This is a genomic window from Sphingobium sp. PNB (assembly GCF_019873065.1).
Classification (GTDB): Bacteria; Pseudomonadota; Alphaproteobacteria; order Sphingomonadales; family Sphingomonadaceae; genus Sphingobium; species Sphingobium fuliginis.
In genome coordinates this window covers 40,133-59,605 of sequence record NZ_JAINEZ010000013.1, presented here as the reverse complement: position 1 = coordinate 59,605, position 19,473 = coordinate 40,133, and the positions used below count along the sequence as shown (strand labels likewise).

Genomic DNA, 19,473 nt, shown 5'->3' with positions numbered 1-19,473 from the left:
CTCTCCGATCAGGCCTTGAGGCCATGCTTAAAGAACTCGGCAACCATCCGGTTGAAACTTGCCATCCGCTCGATCTGCACCCAGTGTCCGCATTCGGCGAACAGGTGCAGATCGGCCCGCTGCATCAGCGTGGCCAAGCGTACGGTAGAATCGAGCGGGATCACCTGATCGGCAATCCCGTGCAGGATCAAGGTCTCGTGCGCGATTGCGGCGATGTCCTCCTCGCGGCTGGCGAGCATCGCCACGTTGGCCTGGCGGTCGGCGCCGCCGAACGTTGCATGATAGGGTTCATGTGCTTCGGGCCGGGCGCTGGCGACATAGCGCGACTGGATCAGATCCTCCGTCAGGCGGCTGTGATCCCAGGCAAGGTACTTGAGCGATTCGCGCATGGCCTCAACTGACGGCACGTAGCCCCAAACCTTGTCGAGCGCAGGAGTAATCGGAAAGTTGAGCCCTGCAGGCCCCATCAGAACGGCGCGTTCCACCCGATCGGGGTGGGCAATCATGAATGCCAGCGTGATCCCGCCACCGAACGAGTTGCCGACCATCGAAATCTTGTCGATGCCCAATCCGTCGAGAAAACTGGCGAGCTGATCGACCCAGACCTGCTTGTCTTCGATCCGGCCCTTGCTGTCCGAATAGCCGAAACCGAACATGTCGGGCGCGATGACCCGGAAATCCTGAGCAAGAACCGGAATGTTCAGGCGCCAGTTGGCCCATGCAGTCACGCCAGGCCCGGAACCATGAACCAACAGGACCGGATCGCCCTCGCCGACGTCATGATAATTGGTCGAGCTTCCGCCGATGACGAACGAATTGGCGATTTCCGGTCGGCTCGTGTCCAATGTCGCGCTTGCCATGATAGCCAACCAGTCCTTTCCCGCTTCGTTGATTTTGTATCCACATGGTGTCGGGACCGAGTCGGCGAACTGACACCTTACAGTAGCTTTCATTGCACTATTTCAAACGCATTGGCAAATAAAGAATGCGGCGAGGCGGCAGAAATCGCCGCCTCGCGCATGCCCGATCAGACGAGCCCTTCGGCCTTGAGTGCTGCGCCAACCGACGGGCGCTGCGCGATCCGGCCGCAATAAGCACCAAGGTTGGGATAGGCGCTCATGTCGATCCCGACATGGGCCGGCCAGCCCAGCATCACGAACAGATAGATGTCGGCGACGCTGAATTCAGAACCGGCATAGTGTTCCTTGTCCAAAAGTTCCTTGTCCAGCGCACCCAGATGATTCTTGACGGCGGTCGAGGCCGCGAGCTTTGCTTCGTCGCTGCTGCCGGGTGTGAAAAGCGGTACGAACGCCTTGTGGAATTCCGACCCCAGAAAACTCAGTCGGCTGATCAGGCGGTAACGCTCCAACGTGCCATCACGAGGCGCCAGGGCCGCGTCTGGCTTCTGATCGGCGATGTAGAGCAGGATCGCAGGATTTTCAGTCAGGGTTTCGCCACTGTCGAGGGTCAGCGCAGGAACTTTGCCTGACGGATTGACCGTCAGGAAATCGTCTCCGGTCTCTACCTTGCGGGTCGCCAGATCGACCTTCACCGCATCGAACGCCGCACCGGTTTCGCGCAGGGCAATATGCGGTGCGAGCGAGCAGGCACCAGGGCTAATGAACAGCTTCATGGATAGTCTCCTTTTGGGCAAACCAGGAAATGCGGGATCGGCTCAGATCGGGGTCGCCAACAGGGTGGCGATTCGCAGCGTGTCGTAGATGCAGGTCCGGCTCTTCAGACGAACGGTTCCACCGCTAAGATCGAACCAGTCGACATATTTGCCGGCATTGTAGATACGCGTTTCACCATCGTTACGGGTCTGGAAGACGACATAGCTGGCTTCAGCAGAAACCTGGTTGCCTTCCGCGCCGGTGATCACCGCACGCCCGATCAGGTGCCGGTTGAAATGTTCGGGGAAGACGTTTGCCTTGCGCAGCGCGACAACCCGATCCGCCAGCATCCCTTTGCTGTCGCAATACATCACAGCTGCGGGCAAGCCGTTATCGACATTCTCGCGCGCGATCACCTGGTACAGGCAATCGTCAACGAACAGCGTAGGCCATTGCTCGAGCCGGTCATCATCAAGGCAAAGCCCGTAAGCCGCGTTGAAATCGTCGATCGCACTTTGCGCGACTTGCGCTACTTCGGCTGCAACGCTCATGCCCGGCCCTCCGCTGCGAGATCGGCCAAGGCATTGCCCATCAGCCCGAGATAGCCCTTCCAGAACCCGCGCACGGAATTTTCATCCATACCCATCGGGGCGTATGACGGTCGGACATCGTCCCCGCCCATCTCGACAAAGCTGCGCTTGCCTTCGGCACCGATCGTGCCCTGCTGGCACAGTTCGACCGCTTCGCCGTCTTCCATCGAAATCAACCCAGACGGTCCAACCAGGTTGAGGTTGCGAAGGCGGTGGCGAGTCGTTTCATCATCATCGTCGGCATAGCCGAAATAGGTCCAGACCAGCTCGGTCTTGTCGGTCCCGTGGGGCACGATCTGCCTGGTGGCGAGGGTGTTCTGGATCTGCTGGACAACGACAGACGGGAAGATCGACTGGATGTGCAGTCCGACATCATCAGCGATCTCCGGGCGGAATGCCAGCAGGCGCTCGTCCTGCAACTTGGCCTCACCCTGCATCTCGCGGTTGGCCTCGTCACCGAACGAGCCGTAGTCGACATCGCCCTTGGGCTTAGACACGGTAAAGACGGTGTGGTAGCCCTCGTCCGAAACCAGACCCGCGCTTTCCTGGCTCTGGCGGTAGATGCCGAAAGTGGGATAGAACAGGTGCAACAGACCGCCGTGGTAGCTGTCACGACTGTTTTCCGAATAGAGCTTCCAGTTGCCGGCCATGAACTGTCGCGCATAGCCCAGAACCTTGACCGGGCGCTGGAAGACGCGCTGAATGTATTTGCGCATCACTGGACCCAGAAAGTCGTCGAGCGGGGCGATGGTCGGGTTGAAGGTGCCGAACACGAGGCCGCCGAATGTCTCGACCCGCAACCGCTCCAGCGAATGCTCGGCCATATTGAATTCCTTCGAATAGCCGCCCACGCCTTTCAGCCCCCGCCGGAACGGCACGCCGACAAGCGCACCGGTCGCGTCGTAGGCCCACTGGTGATAGACGCAGACGAACGCCCCGTCGGCCTGGTTGCCACGCAGCGAGCGGCACACGGTTGCGCCCTTGTGGGCGCAGCGATTTACCCAGGCATGGATGGTGCCATCGGTTGCCCGCGTCACCACCACCGGAGTATTGCCGACATGGGTCGAACGGAAATCGCCGCTGTTGGCCAGCTCGGCTTCGAGGCCGAGGTAGCACCAGGTCTGTCCGCGAAAGATGTTTTCCTGTTCGGCAGTGAAGATCGCTTGGCTGTGATAGACTGCGTAATCGACCGCAGTCGGCTCCGACCCCGCGGCGACGGGCATGGTTTCGGCGTTCATGGTCTTCTCCCTAAGCTTGTTCGAAACCGCGGCCCGAAGCGAGTCGTCCGCAAGTGCGCATCGCGCTCAGCATCATCGCGGCATCGGCCTTGCCGGTACCGACGATGTCGTAGGCGGTGCCATGGGCCACCGACATGTGCAGGTACGGCGGCCCCATGATGATCACGCTATTGCCCGAAAAGCCCCAGGTCTTGACCGCGATGTGGCCCTGATCGTGGAACATCGCCAGGACCATGTCGTAGCGACCCTCGATGCAGTGGCGGAAGACCGAGTCAGGCGCGATAGGCCCTTCGACATCGATGCCCCTTGCCCGCGCGGCTTCAATCCCAGGCGCAATTTCAAGGCGATCCTCGTCGCCCATGGCATGTGGGTTGAGACCGGCAACCGCGATCCGCGGTTGGGCGATGCCCCACGATTGCATGGCCTCGTGCAGTTGCCCCACCGCCGTGGCGACGAGATCGGCTGAAATGACGTCGATCACTTGCCGCAGCGACATGTGGTCGGTGAGATGCGCAACCCTGAGCGGCCCGGTCAGCAGCACCAGATAGCTTTCGCCCGGGGTCGGGCTGATGACCCTGTCGAGCTTCTTGGCAAGTTTAAGCGAACCAGTGCTGATCGGCCCCATGATCGTGGCGGCGAAAGAACCGTCGCGGGCCAACGCGTCGAGCTCATCCAGCCATTGCGCGGTGGCGTGCCCGGCGGCCTCGGTGTCCTCGCCCAGGGGCAGAACGCCATCGGGCAGCGCGCCGGTATCGATGACGTCGATGATCGCGGGATCGTCGCTGGGTTTTTCGAAGCCGCGCATCACCCGCAGCCGTGCCTTGGTGCCAGTGAAATCGAGCGCCCGCTCTACCGCCGCAGCAGACCCGACCAGCACGGGGATCGAATCCGTGTGTACGGCACCGTCGGCCAGCGCCCTGACAGCCACTTCGGGTCCGATCCCGGCGGGATCACCGATCATCGTCCCCACGACGGGGCGCACCCGCTCAGAGGCTGTAGACATCGGCTACTTCTTGGAACAGATCGGTGACGACAACCGTCTTCTTGCGGCGGATCACGAACGAATCATCCCGAGGTTCGAGATCATAGAAGGCCCACCCGCTGAGAGTGGCGACTTTGCCTTCCAGCACCGAAACCGTGGTCCAAGACGTCCGCGCATGCACCTGGTCATCGCTCTCCTCAGCAGACAGCAGGGAGAACTGGTGAACCGTGCGTGGCTGCGGCGTGCTCGCCGCCGAGCGCCGGGTCCTGATCCGGAACACCCGATCCTCAAGCCCGCCCCGGTTGGGATAGTAGATCAGCGAGACTTCGTTCTGCGGATCCGCAGTCGGCCGTTCGTGATCGTCCCAGGCTGGAACCCAGTATTCCGCCTCTTCGTGATAGAGCGCCAGCCAGGCATCCCAGTCCTTGTCGTCAAGCGCCATGGCTTCCTGACCGATGAAGCGGGAAACCGCCAGCCAGCGCGAATGGAATGCGGTCATCGTGCCTTCTCCAGTGAACGCTCAAGGAAGGCGGCAAGCTCGCTGCACTCGCTGTCGATGGCCTTTTCCATGAGCGTGAGCCATTCGTCATGGATCGCCACATAGAGGCCTTCGTCGGCAACCGCCGGGCTGCTCAGCACCACATTGAAATCGAGCGGCTCGCCGAACTTGCCCGGGCCGGTGTCCCAGCGCGTCGAACCGCGCGACATCTCGTTGTAGCGGCCTTCGCCGGCGCCATACCCGGTCTGGCAGTTGTTGAATTCGGTCAGGTCGTCCGGGGTCGCCATGCCGGTCGAATTGAAGAAATCCTCATACTGACGCAGCCGCAGGGCCCGCGCCTCGGGGCTTTCGCCGACCGGGGCGATGCACACCGTGCTGACTTCGGTCTCATCCAGGGCCAGCGGCTGGATGATGCGGATCTGCGTGCTGGTCTGGTCCATCAGGAAGACGTTGGGAAACAGCTGCAGGTTACGGATGCGCTTGTTCATCCACTTGGCCTTTTCGGCGCCGTAGGACTCTTCGAGCCAGTCGATGATCTCGAAATTGGGGCGATCCATGAAGTTGGCATAGTCGGCCCACAACACCGTGTGTCCGTTGTGGAACGAGAACGACCCGCCATCGCGCGCGGTGAAGCCATTGAAGCTAATCGCCTTGGTTTCGTTCTTCGAAATGCCTTCGACGCGGCGCTGAACCGTCATGAAGTAGTTGGCATGCGTGGTCATGACGTGATAGCCGTCGAGCCCGTTCTCGACCTGCATCTTCCAGTTGCCGTGATAGCGGTAGCGGTTGGTTCCGGGCAAAACTTCCATTGCGCCGGACTTCGACTGGTCCACCAGGATATCGATGAAATCCCGCGCGCCGGCGAGGTGATCGACCAGCGGGACGACATCGGCGGAGAGGCTGGCAAAAATGAAGCCGCGGTAGCTTTCCACCCGGGCGACCGGTTGAAGCCCGAAATCGGCGCGATTGAATGCCTCCGGATAGCCCCCGATGCTCTCATCGGTGACGTCCAGCAGGTCGCCCCCGGACGAGAACGTCCAACCATGAAACGGGCACATGTGGTTGCGCTTGTTGCCGGCCCGCTCGCGGCACAGGCGCGCGCCACGGTGCGAACAGGCATTCACGAAGGCGCCGACATCGCCGGACTTGTCCCGGGTTACAAGGATGGGGACGCGGCCGATTTTCGTGGTGATGAAATCGTTCGGCTTGGAAACCTGGCTCTCGTGCGCGAGGTAGACCCAGTTCCGTTCGAAGATGTACTTCATCTCGAGCTCAAACAGCGCAGCTTCGGTGAAAGCGGCGCGGTCCAGCTGGAAGATCCCGCGCTCGTGATCCTTCTTGAGCCAAGCGCGCATGCGCCCTTTCAAGCCCTGCAAGTCGGCAATCCTGCCGCCGATTTTATCATTGAGTTCCATCGATCCTCTCCCGTTCTGTGCGTCGGGCACCCAATACCATCCGCGAATCAACCGCAGATGGCACACGGTGATTACCTCATCCCATCATTTCGTGCAACGTATTGCACAATGAAAAACGTTCTGGTAGGTAGTGGGTCAGAAATGGCTGAAACCGGCGGCTCGAATCGAAGCAAGGTTGCCAGCAAATCGCAAAATGGCCCTGTTTTGGGGTGAATTGGGAGAGTTTGAACTATGTCGGTCGTCACCGAACTCGGCTATCTTGGTCTTTCCGTTTCCGATCTCGCTGCCTGGCGCGCTTACGCCGCCGAAGTCGCCGGCATGGAAGTCGTCGATGAAGGCGAAGGGGATCGGCTCTATCTGCGGATGGACCTTTGGCATCACCGCATCGTTCTGCACGCTGATGGCAGCGATGACCTGGCCTACATGGGCTGGCGCGTGGCCGGGCCGCAGGAATTCGCCGCGATGCAGGAAAAGCTGAGCGCGGCGGGAATCCCCTTCACCGTGGGCACCGAAGCCGAAGCGCGCGAGCGCCGCGTTCTCGGGCTACTCAAGCTGGCCGATCCGGGCGGCAATCCGACCGAGATCTTCTTCGGCCCCCAGGTCGATACGCACAAGCCGTTTCATCCTGGCCGTCCGATGTTCGGCAAGTTCCTGACCGGATCGCAAGGCGTTGGGCACTGCATTCTGCGCCAGGACGATGTCGAGGCGGCGGCTCGTTTCTATGAACTGCTGGGTCTGCGCGGTTCAGTCGAATACCACCTTCATCTGCCGAACGGCATGGTTGCCCAGCCCTACTTCATGCACTGCAACGAACGACAGCATTCTGTTGCTTTCGGTCTTGGGCCGATGGAAAAGCGCATCAATCACCTGATGTTCGAATACACCGAACTCGATGATCTCGGCATGGCCCATGACGTTGTGCGTGCGAAGAAGATTGACGTCGCGCTCCAGTTGGGCAAGCACGCCAACGACCAGGCCCTGACGTTTTACTGCGCTAACCCGTCGGGTTGGCTGTGGGAATTTGGCTGGGGTGCGCGCCAGGCGCCGAGCCAGCAGGAATACTACACCCGTGACATCTTCGGTCATGGCAACGAGGCTGCTGGTTACGGAATGGACGTTCCGCTGCTGTGACAATCTTCGTGTAAATCAATTCTTGACAGGAAAACAACCCCATCATGTCGAACCAATTGCGCCTTTGTGAAGTTGCCGGCGTAAAAGACGGCGAGCCGGTCGCGGCGTTCGCCGAAGGAATGCCCGCCCTCGCAGTATATAATGTTGATGGCGAGATTTTCGTTACCGACAATCTTTGCACTCACGGCAATGCCATGCTGACCGACGGATATCAGGATGGCGACATCATCGAGTGTCCGTTCCATGGCGGCTCGTTCGACATCAAGACCGGCGCAGCCAAGGCCTTTCCCTGCCAAGTGGCGATCGCGTCCTATCCGGTCGAAATCGAGGATGGTTGGGTCTGCATCACGAAGCCCGAAGGAGCAGCCTGATGGGCCTTCCCACCCTTGAGCAGATGCAGTTTCAGCATGCCGCTGCGCAACTTAATGCGCTTCATGCGGAACTGATCGATGACGACCGGTTGGAAGAATGGCCTAACCTGTTTGAAGAAAAGTGCCAGTACAGTGTGATCTCAGCGGAGAACCACAATCGTTCGCTGAACCTGGCTGCGGTGTTCTGCGACAGCCGCGGCATGCTGGTCGATCGCATCGTCTCTTTGCGCCGCGCCAATATCTTTCCCGCGCACAGCTACCGGCATATTCTCGGTCCGACCCGCGTGAAGTCGACCAGCGGGCAGATCGTCACCACACAGACCAACTATGTGGTCCTGATGACGCGCAACGACGGTCAGACGTCGATCTACAATTCCGGAAAATATGTCGATCAAATCGACGTTTCCGGCGCTGGCTCGCGCTTCCTTTCCAAGACCGCAATCTTCGACACCCACCTCATCGATACGATGATGGTCCGCCCGATCTAGCTGCAAAGTTGAAAGCACCCAATCATGTCCATTGCCCAGCAACAAGACACCTTGGATCAAGCCCCGTCCACTGCCGGATGCCGGGTTCCGTACCGCGTTTTCACCGATCGCCAGTACTATGATCGCGAACAGGAGAAAATTTTTAAGGGTGACTGCTGGTCCTTCGTCGGACTTGAAGCTGAAGTTCCGAAGGCAGGTGATTTCAAATCGACCTTCGTGGGCGAAACGCCGGTGATCCTCACGCGCGACAGCGACGGCTCGGTGCATGTCGTGGTCAATCGCTGCGCCCATCGCGGTGCCCTGGTCTGCCGCGAAATGCGCGGCAACCGCTCAAGTCTGGAATGCGTCTACCACCAGTGGGCCTACGACCTGAAGGGTAAGCTGATCGGCGTGCCCTTCCGCCGCGGCCTCAAGGGGCAAGGCGGGATGCCTGGCGATTTTGACATGAGCCAGCACAATCTGAGACAGTTACGCACCGAATCGGTCAACGGTCTGGTCTTCGCTTCTTTCTCCGAAACGGTTGAATCCTGCCGTGATTTCCTCGGTCCGATCGTGGTCGAGCAGATCGAGCGGATCATGTGCAAACCCGTCACCGTTCTGGGCGACCAGCGCCAGCGCATCCGCGGGAATTGGAAGCTTTACGCGGAGAACACCCGCGATCCCTACCACGCGAGCCTGCTGCACCTATTCCACAACACGTTCGGTCTGTATCGCTCAACCCAGACCGGTAAGGCGCTTATGGATGCCAACAAACGCCACTCGCTGCTCTATTCGATCGCGGCCAGCAACGACGATGCCGCCGACAAGCAGGCCTACGGCGATTCCCGCACCTTCGACACCGAATTCAAGCTGCAGGACATGTCGCTGCTGAAAGGTCGGCAGGAGTTCGCGGACAATGTCACTCTGGTGATCCTCGCGGTCTACCCCAACCTCGTCCTCCAGCAGATCCAGAACACGCTCGCCGTACGCCAGACCGTGACTTACGGCCCAGACGAATTCGAATTGGTCTGGACCCATTTCGGCTACCAGGACGACGACGAGGAAATGCAGGCCATCCGGCTAAAACAGGCTAACCTGATCGGACCTGCAGGACTCATTTCGATGGAAGACGGCGAAGCGGTGGAAATCGTCCAGAACGCCATCGTCGGCGAGGCAAGCGCGACGTCCTACATCGCGATGGGTGGCGGTCGAGCCGAGGATGCCGACCATCTCGTCACCGAGGGCGCGATCATCGGGTTCTGGGACAATTATCGCAAAATGGTCGGCTTTGAGGTGGAACCGGCATGACCCGCACGATCGACTTCTACTTCGATTTCATCAGCCCGTTCAGCTACCTTGCCCAGCTCAAGCTGCCGGAGATCGCGCGGGCAGCGGGAAGCACGGTGGAATACTGGCCGATTGACATTCCTGAAGCCAAAATTGCCGCCGGCAACTATGGCCCGTCCAATCGCGAAGTCTTGCCCAAGATCAAGGTCATGAAGGCAGACCTTGAGCGCTGGGCCGAACGTTATGGGGTGCCCCTCACCTTCCCGGCGAGCTTCGCTTGCGCAGACTGGAATTGCGCGGTGCTGTTCGCCCGCGAGCACGGTAAGGCCGAGGCATTTGTGACCGATGCCTACCGCCGGATCTGGGGCCAGGGGATCGATCCGGGCGACCGCAACGAGCTGGCCGCATGCGCCAAAGCAGCGGGTCTCGACGCTGAGGCGCTGATTGCCTTCGTTGAATCGCCGACTGGCCAGAACGAATATCGCAAGGCCCGGAGCCAGGCGATCCAGCGCGGCGTGTACGGTGCGCCGCTGATGTTCGTTGACGACCAGGTTTTCTGGGGGAATGACCGATTGGATTTTCTTGCCGAGTATTTGAACAAGTCAAAATAAAAAATTCGATTACACAAGGGGGGATGCATGAAAAGGTATGATTGCTTTTTTGTCGCCTTGTTGGGAGTGACCGCGCTGACGCCGCAGATGGCCTTAGCACAAGACTTCACAAGCGAAACGGACGAATCCCAGCCTGCCAGCACGGGTCTAGGTGACATTATCGTCACCGCCACTCGGCACGAGGCCAAGCTGCAAACCGTGCCGGTTGCAGTTACTGCGGTTACCGGCGATGCTCTTGCTTCCGCCGATGTTTCAACGGTCCGCTCCCTCACTCAGGTTGTGCCAGGCTTCATCGGCAGCCGTAATATGGGTGTCTTCCAGCCGGTCGTACGCGGCGTCGGCTCAACCGGCATTTCGGTTGGTGATGAACCCAATATCGCAACCTACGTCGACGGCGTCTACCAACCGGAATCGGCCGCCAACTGGATCGACCTGGTCGAGGTCGAGCGGGTCGAGGTGCTGCGCGGGCCGCAGGGCACGACCTTCGGTCGCAATGCCACCGGCGGACTGATCAACGTCATCACCCCCGATCCCAGCTTCGACTTCCGCGGCAAGGCTTCGCTGCGCTTGGGCCGGATGAGGCGCGATGCCGGCGATTACGACGCCCGGCTCTATTTTACCGGGCCAATGGGCGACAAGGTCGCGGCTGACTTTGCCGCGCTTTTCCGCAAAAACGACGGATACATCGACGATCTGGTCCGTGGAGGCACTCTGGGCAACCAGCGCGTCATCGACCTGCGCAGCAAGTTGCTGTTCAAGCCGACCGACAATTTCAAGGTTGTTCTGACCGGGGAATACTTCAACCAGGAAAGCACCACCAATTCGCCGCAGCCGCTGGATGGCAACACCGCAGGCAACAATTGGCCGGGCGTGATCGTACCGACCCGTGCCTGGCAGGCCTCGTTGACCGAGGTGCCGTTGCTCAACCTCACACGTTGGAGCGCGGCACTGCACACCCGGCTCGATCTGGGTAGCGTCCTGCTTGAAACCACCACCGGTTTTCTCAACCTGCGCTGGCGGCAGACGACCGATGGCGATGCCTCGAACATAAAGCTGTCGAACTTTCCGGCAGTGTTGCAATCGGAGTCGGGCAGTCAGGAAATCAAGCTGAGTTCGGCCAATCCCGGCCGCTTCCAGTGGCTGGTCGGCGGGTACTTCTACCAGTTCGGCGGTGGTGCCCCGGTCCTCGAGCCTTGGACCACCACCAACCCAGCTCTGCCCTTGGCAGGGCCGTCGTTGACACCCAAGCTTGATGGACGCTCATTCGCGGTCTTTGCCGAAGGCACCTATGAGGTTCAGCCGAACCTGTTCATCACGCTCGGCGGCCGATACACTACCGAGACGCGCTGGTTTAGCCAAAGTAACAATGGCGTATTGCTGGTCAATGACGTTTCAAAAACGTTCAAAAAGTTTAACTACAAAGTCGGTATCCGTTATGAGGTGACCGACAAGACTAACGTCTACGCCACCTACAGCACCGCGTTCAAGAGCGGGGTATACAACATGGCGGGAATCAGCGGCACCCCGGTCAATCCGGAGAACATCAAGGCGGCTGAATTCGGGATCAAGTCCGATCCATTGGAATGGCTGCGCACCAACCTTGCCGCCTATTATTACGACTACAAGGGCCTCCAACTTCAGTCGAAGGCTCCGACCGGTCCCGGATACATCCTGCAGAATGCAGCCAACGCCGAAATCTATGGCGGCGAGTTTGAGACCATCATCAATCCGGTCCGCGACCTAAGGCTGCGTGCGGCGGTTGCCTATACCCATGCCCGCTACAAGGATTTCCCCAACGCCCAGGGCTTTACGCCGATCGTGAATGGCAACGGCAACTACGCCGGCAACGTGGCTGCTCCCTACGATGCTTCAGGCAAGGTCATGACCCGGGCGCCTGAATGGTCGGGCAATGTGGGGTTTGATTGGAGCCATGACGTCGGCAACGGGCGCGTCACTCTGGCCGGAAATCTGCTGTGGAGTTCCAGGGTATACTACGACTTCGCCAACATATTCTCGCAGCGCCCCTACACCCTGTCTAACCTCTCGATCAATTGGCAGCCTGGAAGCGAAGCCTTCAAGGTCGGCCTGTGGGTGACGAACCTGACCAACGAGAAGGTGCTGCAAACCGTGCGCCCCGGAACGTTGGGAACCGACGGGTTCTATGAACAACCTCGTAAGATTGGAATAACTATAGAAACGAAAATTTAAACAATAACTTTAATCAAGGAGGATGCCATGAAGAAAATTAATCATCCAAAAATAAAAAATCTACTGCTGTCGAACGCGCCCCCGATGCTCGCGCTCTTACTGCTAGCGCCGACCCATGTGTATGCACAAGACAGATCGGATAGTAACCCACAATCCGAGACAGCAGTTTCAGGACTTGGTGATATTATTGTTACAGCTCGGAAACGCTCTGAAAATCTGCAGGAAACACCCATCGCGATCACGGCGATGACTGGTGAGATGCTCGAAGAAAAGCAGATCGTCAACGTAGCGGAAGTTGCCAAGTTCGCTCCCAATGTCAACATTTCGCCGGTTGCTAACATCTCGGGTTCGAGTGCCTCGATTACCGCTTTCATCCGCGGCGTCGGACAGACCGACTTCAACATCACTGTCGATCCCGGCGTTGGCGTCTATGTAGATGGCGTATATGTCGCGCGTTCCGTCGGAGCGCTACTCGACATGGCAGACGTTTCAAGCGTCCAGGTCTTGCGCGGTCCGCAGGGTACGCTGTTTGGCAAGAACACGATCGGCGGAGCGATCGTGGTCAATTCGGTTGAGCCGCAGAAGGATTTCGACCTGAAGCTCGAAGCGGCAACCGGCCGGTTCAATCGCGCCGATTTCAAGGGCATTATCAATGTACCGCTGAACGACAACCTAGCGATGCGGGCTGTTGCTTCCTATGAAACGCGCGACGGCTATCAGAAACGTCTGTTCGATGGCGGTCGCCAGGGTAACAAAGATAGCTTTGGTGGGCGTGTCGCCTTTAAATGGGAACCGACAGACAAACTCACGGTCAATCTCAGTGGGGACATCAACATCCGCCGGGAGGAGATGGCCGCATCTACTTTAGTTAACCTTTTTGAATCGCCCAACCTGCTTCAGATCGTCAATCGGAATGGGCGGACCTTAGCATTCCCAAGCTCTACATATGCATGGAACAAGCTACAGGGGGGGGCCGGTGTTTGTGGCGCGGACGGTCAGCTTGCCCCAGTCAACAATCCCCTGTGTGCAACTACCCAATGGGTAACTGGCAATATCGACTCGACTTGGTCGGGCACGAAAAACCAGTCGGATTTCGATTTGTGGGGCACCAACCTGACACTCGACTATGATTTCGGTGGCATTAACCTCAAATCAATCAGCGCCTATCGCGACCAAAAGGCAACAATCCAGTTCGACTTTGATGGCACGCCCCATCCCTATCTGCAGCTGACCAACAATATCGACTTATGGCAGGCATCACAGGAGTTGCAGCTGACCGGCAGTTTGTTGAACGACCGGTTAAAGTTTGTGCTCGGCGGATACTATCTGAAAGAAAAAGGACAGGACAAGAATGATCTGCGCTTCGGGTTTGCGGATTTCTTCAGTGGTGGCAAGATTGACAACGACAGCTATGCCGCTTACCTGCAGGCCACTTTCAAGGTAACCGACCGATTTTCCATAACACCGGGAATTCGTTACACGGACGAAACAAAGCGTTTTGACCCGTCGTTCCAGACTATTAACCGTGATTACACGGCACCTCTCGGGCAGGCAGGAATTCTTCCCTATCCAGATGGTGTATTCATCGCTTTCAGCCAATGCGTTACTGGCCAACCCACGCCATTGCTAGTGACCGACCCAGCCAGCCCACTATTTGGTTTCCCACTACCTGGTGGATGCGCTCCTGCCGCCACCAACCCTGGCGGAAACCACACGATGCCGGCTGTTCAAGTTGCTGTAAAGGCGAAGGAGTGGACACCGGCAATTTCAATGGACTATAAGATTAGCGATGATGTTCTCGCATATGCATCATATTCTAAAGGCTTCAAAAACGGCGGATTTACTCAACGAATATTTCCTGCTGAGCAAGTTGCCCCTTCTTTCACTCCTGAATTTGTAGAATCTTATGAGATAGGTCTTAAAACAGAGATTTTTGATCGTCGACTTCGCGTTAATATCGCTGCGTTTCTTTCCGACTACAGCGACATCCAAGTTGTTGTAAACGAAGGCATCGCGCCTAGGGCGCGCAATGCTGGCACTGGTCGAATTAAGGGCTTCGAGATTGAAGGCGAAGCAGCTCCTGCCGATTGGTTGCGACTGACATTCGGTGTTGGTTATCTGGATGCTTATTTTCGTGAAATCGATCCGGCGGCATTCCCGATAGGCCTCAATTCGAAGTTTGCCTTCGTGCCGGAGTGGACTGGCTCGGCTTCTTTCAACGCCGATGTTTATCGAGGAGACAGGGGCAAGCTGACTCTTCGTGGCGATTGGTCGTACCAGAGCACAACGTACAAAGATGCGGTAAACAGTTCTGAATTAAAGCAGCCTGGCTATAGCGTATTCGGCGCAAGCGCATCATTTACTGAGAGTAGCGAGCATTTTACAGTGACAGCTGGTGTAACTAACCTGACCGATAAGCGGTATATTCAGGGCGGATATGTCGACCGTGACGTCGCGGGGACAGCGCTGGCAACTTACTCACGTCCGCGTGAATGGTTCCTTAAGCTGGCCTACAAGTACTAACGCAAGAGCAGAGGGCGGCGGTTCGCTGCCGTCCTCACCGTTTCGGACGTGCTTGCTTCGGAAGCACCGCCTAACCGACCAACATCCGCTTGGCATCTGGTCCTGCGGCCACAGGAGTTCAGACATTGGCTGTCACAATCCCTCCACTCCACCGCAGCGATTTTCTGACCAACCAGTCGATCATCAACGGGAAATCAGTAGAAGCCAGCTCCACCTTTGATGTCACGAACCCCGCCACCGGCAAGACGCTCGCAACAGTTGGCCTACTGGGCGAAGCCGAAACTCGCCAGGCGATCGAAAGCAATTCCCGCACCTATGCCGATTGGCGAAAGCGATCCGCGCAAGAGCGTGTCCGACTGCTGCAGGGCTGGCTAGCACTGGTCCAGCTGCATCGCGAGGATCTGGCCCTGCTGATGACCGCCGAACAGGGCAAACCGCTGGCCGAAGCGCTGGGCGAGGTCGATTACGCCGCAAGCTTCATCCAGTGGTTCGCCGAAGAGGCGCGCCGTGTCTATGGCGAGGTCATTCCGGCCAGTTCCGAGCGGCGGATTATCGTGATCCGTCAGCCGGTCGGCGTGGCTGGCGCCATTACGCCGTGGAACTTTCCCGCCGCGATGATCACCCGCAAGGTCGCGCCTGCACTGGCGGCGGGCTGCACCGTGACCCTCAAACCGTCCGAACTCACCCCGCTGACCGCTTGCGCTCTGGCAAAGCTCGCTCTCGAAGCGGGCATTCCGCCCGGCGTGTTCAACGTGGTCTGCGGGGATGCACCCGCGATCGGATCGGTCCTGACCAGCCATCCCGATGTCACCAAGTTCACTTTCACCGGTTCGACCGCGGTTGGCAAGCTGCTGACTGCGCAATGCGCCACCACCCTGAAACGGGTTTCGATGGAACTGGGCGGCAATGCCCCGCTGCTAGTGTTCGACGATGCCGATCTCGATCAGGCGGTCGAGGGGGTGATCGCATCGAAATTCCGTAACACCGGACAGACCTGCGTTTGCGCCAACCGGATCCTGGTGCAGAGCGGCATTCATGACCGCTTCGTCGAGGCGCTGGCCGCCAGGGTCTCCGCGTTCCGGGTCGGCAACGGCCTTGAAGGTGCAACCGACCAGGGACCGTTAATCACCGCATCAGCCTTGGCCAAGGTTCACGGGCATGTCGCCGACGCCGTGGCGCAAGGTGCCCAGCTGGTCACAGGCGGCAAGGGACACGAGGCCGGAGAGCTGTTCTTCCAACCAACTGTTCTGACCGGAGCGAGCCCGGCGATGCGGCTAGCGGACGAGGAGACTTTCGGGCCGGTTGCCCCGGTGTTCCGTTTCGAAACCGAGGTCGAAGCGCTAACGCTTGCCAACGCCACGCGCTCGGGGCTGGCGGCCTATGCCTTCACCCGCGACATTGACCGCGCCTGGCGGGTTTCCGAAGGACTTGAGACCGGGATGGTCGGCTTAAACAGCGGCATCGTCTCGACCGAGACCGCACCGTTTGGCGGCATCAAGGAATCGGGACTTGGCCGAGAAGGTTCGCGACACGGTATTGAAGAATTCTTGGAGATGAAGACCATCAGTGTTGGGGTCCGGAACGAGAGTCCGGTGTAAGCGGAATGCGGTCCCGAGGAGTCAAGATTTTCGTTGCTCAATGCGGAATGCATTGTATGATGTCGGCAAAAGAGTGGGAGACGGAATTCAGCATGCCCTTCGGGGTTAGGCCTTATGCTACCTTGACCGCCCAGAACGCGCAGGAAAGTGTCCTGCCGTGAAGCGCATGGTCGTGGGGATGACCGGCGCAACCGGCTCGGTCTATGGCCTTCGCCTGCTTGAGCTACTGCGCGAGACGGGCGGTTGGGAAACCCATCTGGTGATGTCTCCGGCGGCGCTGCTCAACATTCGCGAGGAACTGCCCGAAGGCAAGGCCCGGCTCGAAGCACTGGCCGATGTGGTGCACAACGTCCGCAACGTCGGCGCCTCGATCGCCAGCGGTTCGTTCGTGTGCGAAGGCATGGCGATCGCGCCCTGTTCGATGCGCACGCTGGGCGCGGTGGCGCACGCCCTGTCCGACAACCTTATCACCCGTGCGGCCGACGTGATGCTGAAGGAACGGCGCCGCCTTGTGATGATCACCCGCGAAACGCCGCTCAACCTGGCGCACCTGCGCAACATGACGGCCTGCACCGAAATGGGGGCGATGATCTTCCCCCCGGTGCCGGCTTTCTATGCGCGGCCGACCTCGCTGGCCGACGTGGTCGATCACAGCTGCATGCGGGTACTGGATCTGTTCGGGCTTCATTTGAAGTCGGAGAAACGCTGGCAAGGCCTTAGCAAAGAGGCGGCAAGCCTTGTTTCGGGTGCTGGGCAAATGGAAGGGAATTGAGAATGGCGTGGGATGTCAGCCGTCGCACCGTCGTGAGCGGTGGCGCCGTGGGTGCTGTCGTTGCCGGTCTGGGAATCGGCCGCAGCGCTTTTGCTCAGCGGCCGCGCAAGATCATCGTCATCGAAGAGACGCACGTTCCCGAAAGTCGACTATTTGCCGAAACCTTTATCAATTCGGGGCGCGCAGCGCAGGTTGTCCGGATCGACCGGAGCTTCAACGGCCTGCTGCATGAACTTGAAGCGGTTGAAGGCGTGCTGGTCGGCCTTACTTCCGATCCCGCGGCGATGATCGCCGGGCAGATCCTTGTGGCCGGCGGCGCCCGCCCGCTACTGCAGTGGACCCATCAATACCGCAAGCTGCGCTGGGAACACCAGACTGTCGGCGCGCCAACGCTGCTTGCGCGGGCCAGCGTCGGCTGGCCCAGCGTTCTTGCCCACCACATGCAGGATGCGCTCGTCGGCGATCGCCAGGATGCCGAACTGCGGTGCCAGTCAGGACATTGCGGCCTCGGTGGCAAGAGCCCCGGCATGCTGGTTTCATGGGCATTCGAAGTGGGAGTACAGCAGTCGTGAGTACGCGCATGCCACAAGGGGTCGACGCCGCAACCTTTACCAAGGCTCTGGACGAATTAGCGGCTATCGTCGGCAAGGAATGGGTCTTCGTCGATGAACTGCCGCTGTCGGCCTATCGCGACGCCTATTCACCGCTGGCCGATGGCGAGATGCTGCCCTCGGCTGCCGTGGCACCGGCCAACATGGAACAGATTCAGCAGGCGCTGAAGGTATTCAACGCTTACAAGCTGCCGATCTGGACATTCGGCAACGGCCGCAATTTCGCTTATGGTGGCCCGGCCCCGCGCCAGTCCGGTTATGTCATGTTCGACCTCAAGCGGATGAACCGCATTCTCGAAGTCAACGAGAAATACGGCTATGCGCTGGTCGAACCAGGCGTGTCCTATTTTCAGCTTCACCGCCATCTGCGCAAGATCGGCAGCAAGCTTTGGGTCGATCCTGCGGCACCAGGTTGGGGCGGCGTCATGGGCAACGCGCTTGAACATGGCGCGGGTTACACCCCCTACGGCGATCACTTCGTCATGCAGTGCGGCATGGAAGTGGTCCTTGCCGACGGTAAGGTCGTCCGCACCGGTCAGGGCGCGATCGAGGGGTCGCAGCATTGGCAATCCACCAAGCATGCCGCCGGTCCGCATTTTGATGGCATGTTCACCCAATCCAATTTCGGCATTGTGACCAAGATGGGTATCTGGTTGATGCCCGAACCGCCGGGCTACAAGCCGTTCATGATCACTTACGAGCGCGAGGAAGACCTTGCCGCAATCTTCGATGCGGTGCTGCCGCTGAAAATCAACCAGGTTATCCCGAACGCCGCTGTGGCGGTCGATCTGTTGTGGGAAGTGTCCGCCAAGACCACGCGTCGCCATTACTTCGACGGCAAGGGCCCTATCCCGGATTCGATCCGCAAAAAGATCGCGTCGGATCATGGGTTAGGCATGTGGAACTTCTACGCAGCGCTCTATGGCCCGCCACCGATCATCGAGAACAACTGGAAGCTCGTCGAGGCAGCGATGATGAGCATTCCGGGTGCCAAACTGCACCTTGACCGCGAGAACGACCCCGCCTGGGACTATCGCGTCCAGCTGATGCGCGGTGAACCCAACATGACCGAGTTCAGCATCATGAACTGGATCGGCGGCGGCGGGCACATCAACTTTTCGCCAATCTCGGCACCCGACGGCAAGGAAGCGCTGAGCCAATACAACTTGATCAAGCAACGCTGCCACGATTTCGGGTTCGACTATATCGGCGAATTCCTGGTCGGCTGGCGCGACATGCACCACATCCTGATGATCATGTACGATCGCGCCGACGACGGCATGCGCAAGAGCGCCTATGACCTGTTCGGCAAGCTGGTAGACGAGGCAGCCGGTGCGGGCTTCGGCGAATACCGCACCCACCTCGCCTTCATGGACCAGATCGCCAAGACCTATAAGCACAACGATGGGGCGCTGTGGGACCTGCACCACCGTCTCAAGGACGTGCTAGACCCCAACGGCATCCTCTCCCCCGGCAAGCAGGGGATATGGCCCCAGGCGATGCGCAACCAAGCGCAATCACACGGCCGGCTGAACAAAGACTTCAAGGATTGACGAC

Annotated in this window: 18 protein-coding genes; 11 read left to right on the top strand and 7 right to left on the bottom strand. The window is 59.1% G+C overall.

What is annotated here, in order from left to right; all coding sequences use genetic code 11:
* Window positions 1-8: 8 nt before the first annotated feature.
* From K7W03_RS06945 to K7W03_RS06915, 7 genes are all read right to left on the bottom strand, one after another.
* Window positions 9-860, bottom strand: a complete 852-nt coding sequence (locus K7W03_RS06945; RefSeq protein WP_008828135.1) for an alpha/beta fold hydrolase — start codon at window positions 858-860, stop codon at window positions 9-11.
* A 167-nt stretch (window positions 861-1,027) separates the two neighbouring features.
* Entirely contained in the window at window positions 1,028-1,633 is a 606-nt protein-coding gene (gstA, locus tag K7W03_RS06940; RefSeq protein WP_008828134.1) for a glutathione transferase GstA, read from the bottom strand.
* A gap of 42 nt (window positions 1,634-1,675) precedes the next feature.
* Entirely contained in the window at window positions 1,676-2,164 is a 489-nt protein-coding gene (locus K7W03_RS06935; RefSeq protein ID WP_008828133.1) for an aromatic-ring-hydroxylating dioxygenase subunit beta, read from the bottom strand.
* On the bottom strand, window positions 2,161-3,441 hold the full coding sequence (locus K7W03_RS06930; protein WP_008828132.1) for an aromatic ring-hydroxylating dioxygenase subunit alpha: 1,281 nt from the start codon (window positions 3,439-3,441) through the stop codon (window positions 2,161-2,163). The genes K7W03_RS06935 and K7W03_RS06930 overlap by 4 nt, the downstream gene beginning before the upstream one ends.
* A 10-nt stretch (window positions 3,442-3,451) precedes the next feature.
* Entirely contained in the window at window positions 3,452-4,402 is a 951-nt protein-coding gene (locus K7W03_RS06925; protein WP_008828131.1) for a PdxA family protein, read from the bottom strand.
* Window positions 4,403-4,427: 25 nt separating this feature from the next.
* Window positions 4,428-4,922 carry an aromatic-ring-hydroxylating dioxygenase subunit beta gene (locus K7W03_RS06920; RefSeq protein ID WP_008828130.1) on the bottom strand — a complete coding sequence of 165 codons (495 nt, stop codon included), beginning with the start codon at window positions 4,920-4,922 and terminating at the stop codon, window positions 4,428-4,430.
* Window positions 4,919-6,337 (bottom strand): Rieske 2Fe-2S domain-containing protein, encoded by a 1,419-nt coding sequence (locus K7W03_RS06915; RefSeq protein ID WP_008828129.1) that lies wholly within the window; start codon window positions 6,335-6,337, stop codon window positions 4,919-4,921. The genes K7W03_RS06920 and K7W03_RS06915 overlap by 4 nt, the downstream gene beginning before the upstream one ends.
* Window positions 6,338-6,568: 231 nt before the next feature.
* On the opposite strand from K7W03_RS06915, the gene bphC reads away from it, so the two are divergent.
* The 11 genes from bphC to K7W03_RS06860 all read left to right on the top strand — a co-directional run bounded on the left by bphC (window position 6,569) and on the right by K7W03_RS06860 (window position 19,469).
* Entirely contained in the window at window positions 6,569-7,468 is a 900-nt protein-coding gene (bphC, locus tag K7W03_RS06910; protein WP_008828128.1) for a biphenyl-2,3-diol 1,2-dioxygenase, read from the top strand.
* Between the two features lie 44 nt (window positions 7,469-7,512).
* Entirely contained in the window at window positions 7,513-7,839 is a 327-nt protein-coding gene (locus K7W03_RS06905) for a non-heme iron oxygenase ferredoxin subunit (RefSeq protein WP_008828127.1), read from the top strand.
* Entirely contained in the window at window positions 7,839-8,327 is a 489-nt protein-coding gene (locus tag K7W03_RS06900; protein WP_008828126.1) for an aromatic-ring-hydroxylating dioxygenase subunit beta, read from the top strand. The genes K7W03_RS06905 and K7W03_RS06900 overlap by 1 nt, the downstream gene beginning before the upstream one ends.
* A 24-nt stretch (window positions 8,328-8,351) precedes the next feature.
* Entirely contained in the window at window positions 8,352-9,614 is a 1,263-nt protein-coding gene (locus K7W03_RS06895) for an aromatic ring-hydroxylating dioxygenase subunit alpha (protein WP_008828125.1), read from the top strand.
* Window positions 9,611-10,204, top strand: a complete 594-nt coding sequence (locus K7W03_RS06890) for a 2-hydroxychromene-2-carboxylate isomerase (protein WP_008828124.1) — start codon at window positions 9,611-9,613, stop codon at window positions 10,202-10,204. The genes K7W03_RS06895 and K7W03_RS06890 overlap by 4 nt, the downstream gene beginning before the upstream one ends.
* 27 nt (window positions 10,205-10,231) lie before the next feature.
* Entirely contained in the window at window positions 10,232-12,412 is a 2,181-nt protein-coding gene (locus tag K7W03_RS06885; protein WP_222885854.1) for a TonB-dependent receptor, read from the top strand.
* A 27-nt stretch (window positions 12,413-12,439) separates the two neighbouring features.
* On the top strand, window positions 12,440-14,935 hold the full coding sequence (locus tag K7W03_RS06880; RefSeq protein ID WP_222885853.1) for a TonB-dependent receptor: 2,496 nt from the start codon (window positions 12,440-12,442) through the stop codon (window positions 14,933-14,935).
* A gap of 125 nt (window positions 14,936-15,060) precedes the next feature.
* Window positions 15,061-16,533 (top strand): NAD-dependent succinate-semialdehyde dehydrogenase, encoded by a 1,473-nt coding sequence (locus K7W03_RS06875; RefSeq protein ID WP_008828121.1) that lies wholly within the window; start codon window positions 15,061-15,063, stop codon window positions 16,531-16,533.
* A 166-nt stretch (window positions 16,534-16,699) separates the two neighbouring features.
* Window positions 16,700-17,305, top strand: a complete 606-nt coding sequence (locus tag K7W03_RS06870) for a UbiX family flavin prenyltransferase (RefSeq protein ID WP_206377528.1) — start codon at window positions 16,700-16,702, stop codon at window positions 17,303-17,305.
* A gap of 2 nt (window positions 17,306-17,307) precedes the next feature.
* The gene (locus K7W03_RS06865) at window positions 17,308-17,877 is read left to right on the top strand and encodes a hypothetical protein (RefSeq protein ID WP_008828119.1); all 570 of its coding nucleotides are present in this window, start codon (window positions 17,308-17,310) and stop codon (window positions 17,875-17,877) included.
* A gap of 8 nt (window positions 17,878-17,885) precedes the next feature.
* The gene (locus tag K7W03_RS06860) at window positions 17,886-19,469 is read left to right on the top strand and encodes an FAD-binding oxidoreductase (RefSeq protein ID WP_008828118.1); all 1,584 of its coding nucleotides are present in this window, start codon (window positions 17,886-17,888) and stop codon (window positions 19,467-19,469) included.
* Window positions 19,470-19,473 lie beyond the last annotated feature (4 nt).